Genomic DNA, 15,541 nt, shown 5'->3' on the forward strand with positions numbered 1-15,541 from the left:
AGTTAACCGAACATTTAGGAGGAAGGTCTTGAGTAATAACATTCGAGACCGCTTTAAAAATTTCCGCCGTCGGGGTTCTCACCCAGAACAACTCCAACAGCTACAAACAGACTTGCTGGCAGAATCGACTCTAGACTCAGCTTACATAATTTTGATTATTAGCTCCTGTGCGATCGCTACTTTAGGTTTATTGTCTAATAGTGCGGCTGTGATTATTGGCGCGATGATTATTGCCCCTCTAATGTTGCCGATTCGCGGGTTAGCTTTTGGTGCTTTGCAGGCAGATATTACATTATTCCGTAAGGGAATAATTGCTGTAGCAGTGGGCACTATATTAGCTGTAGCGATCGCCTGGACTCTGGGTTGGCTAGTAGGGTTGCCCAGCTACGGTAGCGAGATCCTGGCTAGATCAAGACCAACATTATTAGATTTGGGAATTGCGGTAGCGGCTGGTGGTATCAGTGGCTACGCAAAAGTTGAGACGAAAATCTCTACTAGTTTAGCGGGAACTGCGATCGCTGTCGCCCTCATGCCTCCCATTTGTGTCATTGGCTTAGGCTTGGCACAGGGAAATTGGTCACTGAGTTTCGGGGCAACCCTACTTTATCTCACCAACTTGTTAGGTATCGCCCTCTCCTGTATGGTGACATTCGTGGTAGTAGGTTACACTTCAATGGCGCGGGCCCGTCAACCCCTAATTTGGACTATGGCTTTAACGGCTATTTTGGTAATTCCCTTGGGAGTAAGTTTTGCCAGACTTGTACGACAGGCACAACTGGAAAATAGTCTACGACGGGCATTATTAAACCGAACTGTCACTTTTGGACGCTTGCAGTTACTCAACAGTAATACCAATTGGTTGACAAATCCCCCAGAAGTCCGTTTGAGTGTCCGGGCAAGGGAACCTGTCACACCCCGGCAAGTAGAATTATTAGAAGAATTTATCGAACGAGAGATGGGGCAACCATTCACTCTCATTTTTGAAGTTGGTCAAGTGGAGGAAATTCGACGTTCTGAACCAACGCCCTGAAGTTGCTAATGTAAAGTCAAGATAACTTTCCAGAATGCAATAGTGGATGTAACTCAATTAGTCAAAGTTTCAATTATTCTCTTGCTTGTTGCTACAGGTGTAGCTTTGCTGTCCCGACGGCTGCGAATCCCTTATGTCACAGGTTTAGTATTAGCAGGTTTGCCAATCACTGAGTTATTATCTCGGCCCATTGGTTTAAATCCAACCCTTGTATTGAATCTTTTCTTACCAATTCTCATCTTTGAAGCTGGTATTAATACAGATGTCAGCCGCCTACGCAGCACCTTTAAACCAATTGCCCTACTAGCTGGGCCAGGGGCTATACTTTCTAGCGCGATTATTGCCGCCCTCTTAAAATTTGGGCTGGGACTGGGTTGGATACCTGCGTTATTTGTAGGAGTAATTCTGGCAAACACTGATACAGTTTCCATGATTGCTGTATTCAAGGAGATACCAGTTCCCTCAAGGCTTTCCACCATCGTTGAAGGAGAAACCCTATTCAATGATGCAGCCGCCCTAGTTTCCTTCAACCTGATTTTGCAAGTATATTCAACAGGCTCACTCACATTTTTAGAGGGAATCCAACAACTACTATTTATCTCTCTAGGGGGATGTGTTGTGGGGTTAGTCTTGGGCTACTTGAGTATACCTATATTCGCCCGTTTAGATGATGCTCTTAGCAGTCTTCTACTGACAGTTGCAGTTGCATTAGGAACTTTTCAGGCTGGGCAATTTATCGGTGTATCGGGTGCTGTGGCTGTAGTTGTTGCGGGATTAATTTTCGGGAATTTAGGGCTTTCTGGCAATACTTCTGCTTCTAGTCGCATCACCTTGTTAAGTTTCTGGGAATATGCCAGTTTTACCGTCAACACCTTTATTTTTCTGTTGATTGGTGTAGAAATAGACCTAGTAACGCTCTGGAGAACTTTACCTGCAATTCTACTTGCAGTTTTGGCTTATCAAGTCGGACGAGTTCTTACAGTCTATCCGCTACTAGCAGGGATTCGTTGGATTGACCGCCCAATTCCGCTGCGCTGGCAACATTTACTGTTTTTAGGCAACATCAAAGGTTCACTCTCAATGGCTCTAGCTTTGAGCTTACCCACTACTCTACCAGGGCGAGAAGTCTTGATAGCTATAGTCTTCGGCTGTGTGCTGGTGTCGTTAGTGGGACAGGGCTTAACTTTGCCCTGGGTGGTAAAACGCTTAAAATTATCTAAATTTTCAGAAGCTCAACAACAGGTTGAAGAATTGCAAGCCCAGTTAATGACGGGTAAGGCAGCACAAGATGAATTAGATAGTTTGTTGAAATCAGGGGTGTTACCAAAAGCCGTTTATGAAGAGATGCGTTCAGCTTATCAAGTGCGAATTGCCAGTGCAGAAAAAATACTGCGGGAACTATATAATCGTCGTCCTGATGAGGTAGAAGGTAGAAGTGGCAAGAGCAGTAAACTGGAAGCTATTCGCCGACGTTTACTGCTGGCAGAAAAAGGAGCGCTCAATGAGGCAATGCGGAAGCGAATTCTCTCAGAAGAAATTGTGCGTGGGCGGATACAAACTCTTGATGAACAATTACTGAAATTAGAAGATGATTAAGGATATGAGGCATTGGTCAAAACAGTTGTGTTAGCAATAGTGGGGCGTTTAGCCCCGCTACTGCTAACAGCACTTTTCATCCATTGGCTACGCTGTCCCACTTTCCCAAGGGTGGACTTATAATGTGCATCTTCATGCAGAATTGTTATTAAGACACCCTAGTAGCTAATCTTGTTGTTGAAAAATTAAAATTACAGTAATTTAGTTTTTAAAGAGTGTATTCCATTCAATTGAAAACCGCTGTCAAATCTCACAGTATCTTTTTGGTAAGTACGCCACTTTTAAGTGCGTACTTCTCATTTTATATGTATATACTTTACTATTTAAATAGTTACAAATTAGGTCTAATCAATCAGAACTTTAAACTTTCAATTCTAAATTCTTCTAAAAACAATTAACAACGAGGTAAACTTATGTCTCAAAATACAATTACCCACTTAATTCACGATCGCAATGACCGCGGCCACGCTCAAACAGGCTGGCTCGATAGTTATCACACATTTTCTTTCGGTAGTTTTTACGATCCCAACCGCATGGGATTTCGCTCTCTGCGAGTGATTAACGATGATCGCATCGCCCCTGGTGCTGGATTTCCTACCCACAGTCATCGTGACATGGAAATTCTCACCTACGTCTTAGAAGGTGCTGTAGAGCATAAAGACAGTTTGGGTACTGGGTCGGTGATTCGTCCTGGTGATGCCCAAATTATGAGCGCTGGTACTGGAATCAGCCACAGCGAATTTAATCCCTCACCAACAGAACCACTGCACCTGCTACAAATCTGGATTCTTCCCGATCGAGAAGGAATAACGCCAAGATATGAACAAAAAGCTTTTCCTCTCGAAGAAAAGCGCGGTAAACTCCGCTTAATTGCCTCTAAGGATGGGCGCGATGGTGCTGTGACAATTCACCAAGATGTTGAGTTATATACATCTGTTTTAGAGTCAGGTGATGTTGTTAATTATCAAGTCAAAAGCGATCGCTATGCCTGGTTACAAGTAGCCCAAGGCATAGTCAACTTAAATGGTGAAGAACTCAGAGCCGGCGATGGTGTGCAGATCAACGGCGAAGAACAGCTAGAAATTAGCACCAACATCGGCGGCGAAATCTTGCTTTTCGATTTGGGCTAATATTCCACCTAACCTGGATTTCTCACAAATGAGAAATCCGGGAGTTGGGTATTCTGTATGACTGGTGGATAGCGCAGTGTAAAGCCTTCTCTTTCAGAGACGCTAACGCGAACAGCATGGGCATGGCTTCGCTTAGAGCGAGTATTTTCGAGTCGCGTCTGAATAACCGGGTTTAATACCACCACCAAATCGTAGATTTGGTGGTGCAACAATTCAATCGCTGGTCTGAATCCCCAACTGATTAGATTCTGACTCCTGAATTCTGACTCCTGAATTCTGAATTCTTCTTCAATTATATTTATTAAGTTATATAGGACTCATATTTGATTTCTGAAAAAACTCAGTACAACTAAGAAGCCTTCTTGCCTGTTGCCTGTTGCCTATTGCCTATTGCCTATTGCCTATTGCCTATCTACGCAAATTCGTTCAGAAATCAAAGCGGATTCCTACACCATTGCTGTATGCTAATTTTAAATGTGACAATTTTTATTTTTAATTCACTATATTTAACTATTTATCTATCTAAAGGAGGTTTAATCACTTGCCAAAATGGCAATATCAATACGTATCATGTTTTAGAATTATTGTACACATCCTAGAGCAAGATGACCAAAAGGAAGAGTAGCTCTAAATTAATTCTGGTGTGTCGAATAACTGCTTTCTATGGAGGTTTAGCTTAGTGCTAAACCTTTTTCATGGCTTCCATTATCGTTTGATAAGGATTCTTATAATATTTGTATGCTCCCTAACAGCAACCGAGTTCTTAATTTTGGATAAAGTCGAGCTAAAAGGATATTTGAAAAGTATTGTGCGAATATAATTCGCTACCACAAAAACAAATTACATCTCTATATACTAATATAAAAATAATGCTTTTTAACCTACCAAGGCATGTTTTGCCTGTGTAGGCGTGATTGAAAATTGCAGCTAAAAGTAATAAATTAGACTTTTCAAAAATCCTCTAAGGCTTGGTGATAAAACAAGTTTTTTTTATTAAAACAATTCGCAATTCGCATTCTTGCTAACGCCCCGCTTCTCTACGAGATGCTACGCGAACGCTAACGCAATGACACTCTCTACGAGATGCTAAAAGCGAATGCGGACTCGCTACCGCTACGCTAAAATAATTACGTTTTGCGTTAGCGAGTCTGCGAGCATCCGGGGATTTAGACCCCGACCCAAAACGGGCTGCCTGTCTTGCTGGGGACTTAAACCCCCAAAGTTATTTAACATGAATTCCTATAGGACTCATATTTTATTTCTGAAAAAACTCAGTACAACTAAGAAGCCTTCTTTCCTGTAGCAAGATTGCCTATTGCCTGTCTACGCAAATTCGTTCAGAAATCAAAGCGGATTCCTATATTAAGTATAATTTAATGTAAATTGTATAAAGCACTGGTATTAGATTAATATTTCGCTTAATGCAGACTTTTTTATAGCAATTAATTCTTGATTTGCCAACACTTTGGAGAATTTTTGTAAACCCACTAGAGACAGATGAACTGAAATCAAAGTAATTCTAAATTAGCTAGGTATGGTAAACACTTGGTATATATAGGGCGTGGCTTTTAGCCATGCCTTTTTCGTGAGTAGCATCAAGTAAGTGAAACGTAGAAACAACAAGTAAAATACTTACCCTATAATCTTTATATTTAATGTAAATAAGAGATTAATATCAGATCACAGAATATTGGAACTGATACTAGAGAAGTAGAAAATATCGTCCAATTTATCTATTTAGTATTAAAAAATACTATCTATAATAGACTAAGCAACAAAAAAGTACCAATACCATATATAGATAAATATTTGTATCGTTCTATGGATAGTAGAAATAACTATTTTACAGAGTTATTATTCAGCCTGTTAATGCCTGAAAAACGTGTATGCACCCTGGAGTAATACCCAGGGTCTTTTTTTATAAAAGCTTCGATCAGCAAAAGATAAACTCTCATTAGAGTAACGGTAAATTGAACATAGATAGACCCGTTCGTTGACAAAGCCTCTCGTACCACTCCGTGGTTATTTGAAACCAAGCTTTTTTCATTCTTTAGGTATATTTTTATGTATTTTTTAAATAAACCAGTCAATATTTTTACCAAGTGATTGAATACCAGATGCCTGAATATTTATACACATCCTCTAGGATGATGATCTGTAAACAGAGTAGAACTAAATTAATTTAGTACGTTGTTAAGCACAGCAATTATTGAGGTTTGGTTCACAGCCAAACCTTTTTTTTACAAGTAACCAGGAAATGTTATATCAGATGTCAGAATATTTGGACACAGCCTATAGGAAGATGAACTAAAGTAAGAGTCAGTCTAAATTAATCTTGGTGTAGTAAATGCTTGGTATATATAGAGGCTTGGTTTAACCAAGCCTTTTATTATTAATAATCAGGTAATGGCGTATAAGTCTTCAGGATATTTGGATACAGTCTATAGGAAGATGAACTAAAGCAAGAGTGGGTCTAAATTAATCTGGGATGTCTGCTTAAGCACTAAATATATAGAGGTTTAGCTGGGTGCTAAACCTTTTTTTAAGCAAGTGACGAGAATTGAGGAAGAATTCAGGAGTCAGAATGGGCTAAACGCCCCGCTACCGCTAACAGGAGTCAGAATAAAGACGCGACGCTCGTTCGCCCTTGGCGTCTCCCCTTGGGAGAAGACTCGCTAACGCTACGAAGCACCGCCAGTCATACAGAATACCCAACTGAATTCTGAATTCTGACTCCTGACTCCTGAATTTTGTTTGATCAACGACACCGAATAGCTCGTCGTAGCCATCGCTCTCATTCATGACACTGGGTAAATTCCTATCGAAGCATAGCTTGCAAAATAATCATCAATGTTATGCGTTAATTGCATGACTACGGATTTACTATAGCTTCACAGATGCGATCCTAATATGTAGGGAATAAAGATGGATACCCCTGGTGTTGACCAGGGGCTTTTTATTTAGGAACTTCCAAGAAATTAGGACTTACGCAAACAATAGCCGAAACCTCCCAGAATGGATTCCCAGCCTGGGGGCTGGGAACCAGTCAGAACAAGGGCTGTATCTTTTCTTAGTGCCATTCCCTCCAGAGTCAAAATGGGAGGAACCCAGTTCCCAGCCCCCTATATACCCAAACTATTTTTCTCTACGTACCAGCATTTGATAAGTTAGTACATAATCTGAAACAATAACAGTAAAAGCAAAGAGGGGATTACGTTGAGTCACAATCCAGATGCCATAGCCCCCCACGGTGGACAGTTGGTTAACCGTATCGCCACATCAGAACAAAGAGCAGAGTTCCTATCAAAAGCTAACTTTTTGCCACGAGTAGAACTTGACGATCGCGCCGTATCTGATCTAGAAATGATTGCGATCGGTGCTTTTAGTCCACTCACGGGTTTTATGAACCAGGAAGACTACGATCGCACTGTTACAGAAATGCGATTAGCTAACGGTCTTGTGTGGTCAATCCCGATTACACTATCGGTAAACGAAGAAGTAGCTTCTCCGCTGCCAGAAGGTGGCTTAATCCGTCTCGATAACTCCAGAGGGGAATTTATCGGAGTTTTGCAACTCACCCAAAAATATCACTACGACAAAACCCGCGAAGCAAGAAATGTCTACCGCACTGATGATGTCAATCATCCAGGCGTGCAGGTACTCTATAACCAAGGTACTGTAAATCTGGCGGGTGACATTTGGTTGTTGCAACGCGAACCTCATCCCCAGTTTCCCACTTACCAAATTGATCCAGCCGCCTCACGGCAAATGTTTAGAGAAAAGGGTTGGAAAACCATCGTCGGCTTTCAAACACGCAACCCCATCCACCGCGCCCATGAATATATTCAAAAGTGCGCTTTAGAAACTGTTGATGGTCTATTTTTGCACCCATTAGTCGGGGCGACAAAAGAAGATGATATTGCCGCTGACGTGCGGATGCGTTGCTATGAAATTTTGCTGGAACATTACTACCCTTTAGATCGGGTAGCTTTAGCAATAAATCCAGCCGCAATGCGCTATGCTGGGCCTCGTGAGGCCATATTCCATGCTTTAGTCCGCAAAAACTACGGCTGTACTCACTTTATTGTTGGACGGGATCATGCTGGTGTAGGTGACTATTATGGCACTTACGATGCTCAGTATATATTTGAAGAGTTTGCGCCAAGTGAATTAGGCATTGTGCCAATGAAATTTGAACATGCTTTCTACTGCACGCGCACTAAGCAGATGGCAACATCTAAAACTAGTCCCAGCAGGCCAGAAGAACGCATTCACCTATCAGGGACAAAAGTTAGAGAAATGCTGCGGCGCGGTGAGTTACCTCCACCAGAATTTTCTCGCCCAGAGGTAGCAGCAGAGTTGGCACGGGCAATGCGGATAGAAGTACCGGTTTAGGGAATTGGGCATTGGGCAAAATAGTTCTGAGTGCTGAGTGCTGAGTGCTGAGTTAAGAGTTAGGAGTGAAGAGTTAGGAGTTAGGTGTTAAGAATTTTCCCCTGCTCCCCTGCTCCCCTGCTCCCCTGCCCCCCTGCTCCCCTGCCCCCTGCTCCCCAGGTTTTTGTAACTTTACAATACAGAGTTCAGCCCTGTAAGCTGCTAACTGAATAGCTGAGGGCTGATAGCTAATTATGAAACGTCGCACGTTTTTAGAGAGAATTGGCTCAATACTCGCGGTATTGGGGATAACTGAAGCTGAGTGGTTGTCTTTAGGAAATCGCTATTATCAGGCTTTGGCACAACCCAGTCCGCGTAAGTTGGCATTGTTAATAGGTATTAACCAATACCCAAAAATTCCAGCCCTCAGTGGTTGTCTGACGGATGTGGAACTACAAAGAGAACTTTTGATTCATCGCTTTGGTTTCCAAGGGTCAGATATCCTCACCTTAACTGAGGAAGAAGCTAGTAGGGAATTCATTGAGGCGGCTTTTTTACATCACCTGGGCAAGCAAGCTAAACCCGGTGATATGGTCGTCTTCCACTTTAGCGGTTATGGCAGTCGAGTCAAATTGGAAACATCGCCAGAGACAATGCAAAATGCTCTGGTAGCAGCTAATGGAATTATAAATACACAAAATGAGAAAATAGTCAACTATATATTAGAAGAAACTCTACTGCTATTATTGCGATCGCTCCCCACAGACCGAGTAACAGCAGTATTAGATACTAGCTATGATGCTCCTAGCACAATCTTAGGATTAAAAAGTCGCGCCCTTCAGGAGTCAGTGGCAAAGTTAGCAGCAGAGGAACTTGACTTTCTCCAACAACTCAAAACTCAGAATTTACCAAGCACTCCGATTGTTTTAGCAGCTACCTCAGAACCAAAGCAGCCGGCAAGGGAAGGACTCTTTTCTGGTTTTAGTGCCGGGTTATTTACCTACGCTTTGACACAGTATTTGTGGGAATTCACCCCAGCCAGCACAATTCAAGTCGCCCTTTCCCATGTGGAAAATTCTCTATTCAAATTGGGTAGCAGACAACAACCAGGGAATCTGGAAAACCTCTCTCCAAACCTCTCTCCTAAGAAGAGAAAGGCTTTGAATTCTCCTCCTTCCCTACAAGGGAAGGGGGCTGGGGGGTTAGGTTTGCCAGAGAGTATTATTGGTGCAGAAGGCGCAGTGACAGCCATTGAAGAAGACGGCAAAACAGTCCATCTGTGGTTGGCAGGATTACCGCCACAAGTGCTGCCATACTACGGAGTGAATTCTCGATTTACCTTAGCAACAACAACAGAGCAATTAATATTGCGATCGCGGACTGGGTTAACAGCAAAAGCGCAAATTTCCAAAATTGAAGGCGCAAATTCCCTACAAGTCGGGCAACTCGTCCAAGAAGCAGTCCGGGTTTTACCCCGAAATATTAATTTAACAATAGCTTTGGATACTGGATTGGAAAGAATTGAGCGGGTAGACGCCACAAGCGCCTTTGCCGCATCTTCCCATGTGTCCACCGTAGTAGCAGGAGAAAAATCGGCTGATTATATATTTGGTAAGCTACAGGAAATCCCTAGTCGTTATGGTCTATTTACTCTTGGTGGCGAGCTAATTCCTAATACCACGGGGGAAGTAGGAGAAGCAGTAAAATTAACAGCGCAAAAGTTAGCACCAAAATTATCAACCTTACTAGCAGCCAAGTTATGGCGACTCACAGAAAATCAAGGTTCTTCTCGCTTGCCTCTCAAGGTAACTTTAGAAATAATTAGTAAAATATCGCCTCGCGTCGTCATGCAGCGCGAAACAGTACGAGCTTTCAAAACTGAAACTCCGATTAAAAAATCACTCCCCACTCCCATTGTCCCTATTGGTAGTCAAATGCAATATCGAGTGGAAAATCAGAGCGATCGCCCAGTATATTTAATCTTGCTAGGATTAAAGAATAATCATACAGCAGTTGCCTTTTACTCTTGGGAAACTCCCCAAGAACCAAACACTGAAGATACCAAGCCTCTTCTCAAAGAAGTCGTCATCGCCCCAGGTGAAACCCTCACCCTGCCCCAAACTAATGGTGCGCCAGCTTTCTTTTGCGAACAACAGCTGATTTTTAGTACAGCCCCTTTTAGCGGAACTATCGCCGCTTTGAACACTGCTAAGTATTCCACAGAACAACAACCAATTAACCCATTGTTGAATTCCTTGGATGTTGCACAAGCGTTGCTACAAGACCTACATAACGCCAGTCTCCTCAAAACGGAGATGAATGGCACAGCAGCCGACTCATATATCTTGGATGTGAATAATTGGGCAAGTCTTAGCTTTAGTTTTCAAGTGGTGTAAACATGGAATTCATTAACTTAGTTGTGTATGTAACTATATATTCTGTGTTAACACGTAATAAAGTTTCATGAAAATCAATAATCAGGTAGGGTTAGTGTTGTCACTCGTCTTACTATCTGGCAGTGTTGCTGCTGCTCAACCAAAGCCAACTGGCTCAGAAAAGCAGCCTCAGTCCAATGCGACAATTTCAATTCAACAGTTAAAGGAACTGGAAAAACTACAGCAAGAAAAAGAGATACGCGATCGCGTCCAATCTGAAGTAGACCGGGCTTTTGGTAACAGCACAACCCTACTCAACATTTTGCTAATTGTATTAACTTTTTTGCCAATATTAGCAGCGGCCGGTGTTTGGCTGCTGCGTCGTAGTGTAGTTAGTGAATTAGTAGCTGAAACAAAGCAACAATTAGAGACAGAAGTAAAAACACAACTGGAAAAAGAAGTCGCGGCAGAAGTAAAAAAGCAAACAGAAGATTTTAAGCAAGAGCTAGAAATATTAAAGTCAGACTTTTTAGGGCAATTATCCCAATTAAATAATCTATTTTTAGATGCTCAAAACCATAAAGAACAAATTCTTCAGCAGCTTTCTGGATTAACACCTTCTCCTTCATTAACACAAGATTATTATGTCCACCCAGAAATTCAGCAAAAAATCCAAGAATTAACAGCACAACTAGAAATACTAAAGGCTGGAAATACTCATTTATTTTTCACTGCCAATGATTATTTGAAACAAGGAGATGCTTTATTTTTTGAAAGTAGGTATGAGGATGCATTAGCTTGCTACGATCAAGTTATTCAGAGAGAACCTAATTCTTTTCTTGCTTGGGTAAATCATGGTTGGGCGCTGAGAAGATTAGGACACTATCAAAAGGCATTATTATCTTATCAAAAAGCAATTGCTATCCAATCAGATAACTATATAGCTTGGTTTGGGTGCGGTAATTCGCTTAGAAAATTACAACGATATGATGAGGCGATCGCTTCTTATGATAAAGTCTTAGAACTTCAGCCTGATTTTCATTGGGCTTGGGGTCATAAAGCCCGTTGTCATGCATTAAAAAATGAGCGTGATTTAGCCATTGAAAGTTTGACACAGGCAATTAGATTAAGAGGCGATCAACATCGAGAGTTTGCAAAAAATAATTCTGAATTTGATCTAATTCGAGCAGACGAACGATTTCAGAAAATACTTGCAGGTTAGATTTTGGCAGCCTGCAATCTATCTGTTTATCTACAAGAGTAGGCATCTTTATATCTGATTTGTAAGTCCTGCATTTTGTACATCACTTAAAAAGCCAACTGCTGTATTTTATTCTTGCCCACTTACTTAAACATAGAATAAGAATATGCAAAACACAGATATAGTTGTCATTGGTAGCGGTATTGGCGGTTTAAGTTGTGCTGCTCTTTTGGCACGGTATGGCTTTGATGTAATAGTCTGCGAAAGCCACTCCATCCCTGGTGGTGCGGCCCACAGCTTTGAGCGCAATGGGTTCAAATTTGACTCAGGCCCGTCCCTTTATTCTGGACTGTCTTACAGCCCATCTACCAATCCCCTAAAACAAGTATTGGATGCAATTGGCTCTGAACTACCATGCGTAACCTACGATACTTGGGGTTGTTGTCTACCAGAAGGTGACTTTGACACATCGGTTGGTGCCGAGCAATTTTCTGAAGTGCTGATGAAATTGCGTGGTAATCATGCTGTTACCGAATGGCAAGAACTCCAGCGCGTTATGGAACCATTCGCTAGTGCAGCAATTTCTATACCACCAGCCGCATTACGTTTTGATTTGGGTGCAGCTAGAACTGTAGCCCCATTTGCCCCATCTCTGGCAAAACATCTGACAGATGTCATCAAGTTGACGGGCCCCTTTAGCCGAATTATGGATGGCGTTGTTAAAGACCCATTTACCCGAAATTGGCTGAATTTGCTGTGTTTTCTGCTTTCTGGGCTACCCGCAGATGGCACTAGTGGCGCAGAGGTAGCATTTATGTTTGCGGACTGGTATCGACCAGACGCAGTACTTGAATATCCCATTGGTGGTAGTGGTGCTTTAGTTGACAGCCTTGTACAAGGATTGGAGCGTCACGGCGGGAAGCTGATGCTGGGCGCTCATGTGGAGGAAGTGCTTGTAGAAGGGAATCGTGCGGTGGGTGTGCGTCTGCGCGATCGCCAAGAAATTCGGGCGCGTCGAGCAGTAATTTCTAATGCATCGGTTTGGGACACACTGAAGCTACTACCAGAAAAGGCAATACCCAAAAACTACCGCACTAAACGACAGGCGACACCTGAGTGTGATAGCTTCATGCATCTGCATTTAGGTATTGATGCTCAAGGATTACAGTCAGATTTGCGGTGTCATTACATCGTGGTTAATGACTGGGAATTGGGCATAACAGCACCTCAGAATGTCGTGGTGATATCAATCCCTTCAATTCTCGACCCATCTCTAGCACCACCGGGTAAACACGTGATTCATGTGTATACTCCTGGTAATGAGCCATACTCTATCTGGCAGGGAATGGATAGAAAAAACCAGGAATATGCCGAGCAAAAGCGATCGCGTGCAGAAGTAATGTGGCAAGCGCTACAACGAATCATTCCAGATATTCGCTCTCGTTGTGAAGTCACACTTGTTGGTACACCTCTAACCCACGAGCGTTATCTCCGTCGTCACCAAGGTTCTTATGGCCCAGCAATTCAGGCTGGAAGTAGTATGTTTCCTGGCCCTGGCACACCTCTACCAGGATTGATGTGCTGTGGAGACTCGACATTTCCCGGCATTGGTTTACCAGCAGTCGCCGCCAGTGGGATGATTGCTGCAAATACCCTTGCACCTGTTAAGAAGCATTTAGCCATGCTTCAGGATATCAAGTGCATTTAATTTGATAAAACAGGAGTCAGAATTCAGAATGGGCTAAACGCCCCGCTACCGCTAACTGAATTCTGAATTTGTGAATACTCTATCCCTTTATGGGTAGAGTTTTAAGGTGAGAATATTTTAATTTTTTTCGCTTGACTTCGGGTGTTAGCGTAGCGGGACGAAGTACGGTTTTAACCAATATTCGTCACCAACTCGTACAGAATTCATACTGAATTCTGACTCCTGAGTTCTGAATTCTTCTTATAAAATCTCGTTGCCAAGAGAGCCGCACCCACTGCCAAAACTGCCAGTACACTGTCAGGTTCGGGTACGGCAGCAACTTGAGCATCAACTCGTGCAGTTCCAGCAAACAAACCTGTTAAATCAGGGTCGCCTAGTATATTTGCAAACTCTGGAGAAATCAACAATCTAACATCGGGAATGGTTAAAGTTTGACCATCAAATGCTACAGGTTCCGGAAGACTTAAATCAAACAAAATTGTATTTAAAGAAAATGTGTCTCTTAAAACAAATCCGCTGGCATTTGGGACGGTACGTCCTGGAGCAAAACCTATTGAAAACTCACCAACAGTAATTTGATCGTTGAAGGTAACAGTACCAGTATGTTCGATTGTACCTGAGAGCGGAGTAAAACCGCCCTCGTCACTGAATGTAAAGTTGGTGGCTGAGTCGATGCTGAAGCCAACTAAATAATTGCTGGGAATTGGTGTGACTGTATGATTATCGCCTGTCAAGATTAGCCCGATATTTCTCAGAATATCCTCGTGGTCACGATCAATGCTGGTGACTCCAGATATCACTTTAAAAGTTGCAGCCTCTACTTGTATGGGTGCAATTGACATAAAAGCTGCTATTGTACAACCAAGAATCCCTGCAAACTGAGAAAAACGCATATATAGTCCTGATGATATTTGTAGTTTATTTTATCTAATAAAAGACTCTTTGTTAATCTAATAACTGATGAATTAACGCTAAGAATACACCCTAACAAGATGAAAAAATTATTTTTTAAATTTAACAACAATTTAACAACAAGTAATCATCAAGTTAATATCAAAATTTAGGTCATACAGTTACAAAGGCAAGGTTATTTAGGTGGGTAAAAATAAATATAACTGCTTATGATAGAGCATAAAATATGAGGCGTAAGGCATTAGGGAACAAAGATGATAAAAATATAGCTATGTTTAATTATGTCCACTTCCAATTATTTAGCCTTAAACCTAAAACTATGATGTGGTCAAACATAAGTTTTATCTCTAATTTATTGATAAGTTTAGGTTAATACCGTTTCTTTGTGAAGCTGCATATCATTCACCCCCCGGCTATCGCCGTCCCTCCTTGCCAAGGGGGGACTACTGTATCTTTATACAGAATTGGTATAAGAAGTGAAGCACTGTTTTATACGGTTTCAGTTTAATAATGTAGGACTTACGCATTGACAAGAAATACCAAATATGTATCAGGTGAAAGCCCAAATCTTTCGTAGGGGTTTAGTATGCTAAACCCCTACAGCATCGTCTATTTACGATCAAAGGATAAGTAATCAAAGCCTGAAACAACCTATTTTTCTTAAGGCACATCATGAGGAATTTGTATAGTGTAGTAAGAGCAAATTCCGTTCGCCAAATACTTTTAAAAATTCTTAATTCACAAACTTGTTCTAATCCACCAGCCTATTTTCTCCAAATTAGGATCTATTTCCTGCCAAAAACTTGCTGATGAGTCTACTTCTCTTTTTCCTGCGAGTATTTTCTCTATACTGTCGAAGTTTTTTTGAATCAACTGTTTATCTAGTTTAGGAATATCTAATTTCAGATATTTCAACCGATTGGGTAACTCTACTTGCTCTGTTGTTGACAAGTGAGTAATCTGATCAATTTTTTCTAAAATTTTGTCTACTGATGCAATGACTTCTTGCATATTCGGCTTTTTAGTTTGTAATTGCAAATCTTTTTCTTCAAAAGCTTCTTCTTGATTCCCTAACCTTACTATCACTATTTTGACGAAGAAAATATTATAATCAATTTCACTTACTTCACCAACTTGTTGATGATATTTTCCAGTTTTATTTATCAGTACTATGTCACCTTTCTCAATTCTGTCTTTCATGATTTCTACAGCCTC

Annotated in this window: 9 protein-coding genes; 7 read left to right on the top strand and 2 right to left on the bottom strand. The window is 41.6% G+C overall.

What is annotated here, in order from left to right; genetic code table 11:
• Window positions 1-28 precede the first annotated feature (28 nt).
• The 7 genes from RRG12_RS24570 (at window position 29) to RRG12_RS24600 (ending at window position 13,414) form a co-directional block, all read left to right on the top strand.
• The gene (locus RRG12_RS24570; RefSeq protein ID WP_420758490.1) at window positions 29-1,030 is read left to right on the top strand and encodes a DUF389 domain-containing protein; all 1,002 of its coding nucleotides are present in this window, start codon (window positions 29-31) and stop codon (window positions 1,028-1,030) included.
• A gap of 42 nt (window positions 1,031-1,072) precedes the next feature.
• Window positions 1,073-2,626, top strand: coding sequence for a cation:proton antiporter (locus RRG12_RS24575; RefSeq protein WP_420758489.1), 1,554 nt, complete (start codon window positions 1,073-1,075; stop codon window positions 2,624-2,626).
• Between the two features lie 413 nt (window positions 2,627-3,039).
• A complete protein-coding gene (locus RRG12_RS24580) occupies window positions 3,040-3,756 on the top strand; it encodes a pirin family protein (protein WP_069073473.1) in 717 nt (238 codons plus the stop codon).
• Between the two features lie 3,216 nt (window positions 3,757-6,972).
• Entirely contained in the window at window positions 6,973-8,151 is a 1,179-nt protein-coding gene (sat, locus tag RRG12_RS24585) for a sulfate adenylyltransferase (RefSeq protein ID WP_420758488.1), read from the top strand.
• Window positions 8,152-8,384: 233 nt separating this feature from the next.
• The gene (locus tag RRG12_RS24590; protein ID WP_420760972.1) at window positions 8,385-10,526 is read left to right on the top strand and encodes a caspase family protein; all 2,142 of its coding nucleotides are present in this window, start codon (window positions 8,385-8,387) and stop codon (window positions 10,524-10,526) included.
• A gap of 67 nt (window positions 10,527-10,593) precedes the next feature.
• Window positions 10,594-11,727 carry a tetratricopeptide repeat protein gene (locus RRG12_RS24595; protein WP_420760973.1) on the top strand — a complete coding sequence of 378 codons (1,134 nt, stop codon included), beginning with the start codon at window positions 10,594-10,596 and terminating at the stop codon, window positions 11,725-11,727.
• A gap of 145 nt (window positions 11,728-11,872) precedes the next feature.
• A complete protein-coding gene (locus RRG12_RS24600) occupies window positions 11,873-13,414 on the top strand; it encodes a phytoene desaturase family protein (RefSeq protein ID WP_420760974.1) in 1,542 nt (513 codons plus the stop codon).
• Between the two features lie 203 nt (window positions 13,415-13,617).
• On the opposite strand, the gene RRG12_RS24605 is transcribed toward RRG12_RS24600, so the two are convergent.
• A complete protein-coding gene (locus RRG12_RS24605; RefSeq protein ID WP_420760975.1) occupies window positions 13,618-14,307 on the bottom strand; it encodes a hypothetical protein in 690 nt (229 codons plus the stop codon).
• A gap of 757 nt (window positions 14,308-15,064) precedes the next feature.
• Window positions 15,065-15,526 (bottom strand): hypothetical protein, encoded by a 462-nt coding sequence (locus RRG12_RS24610; protein ID WP_420760976.1) that lies wholly within the window; start codon window positions 15,524-15,526, stop codon window positions 15,065-15,067.
• Window positions 15,527-15,541 lie beyond the last annotated feature (15 nt).

This window comes from Nostoc sp. CALU 546, assembly GCF_048836525.1.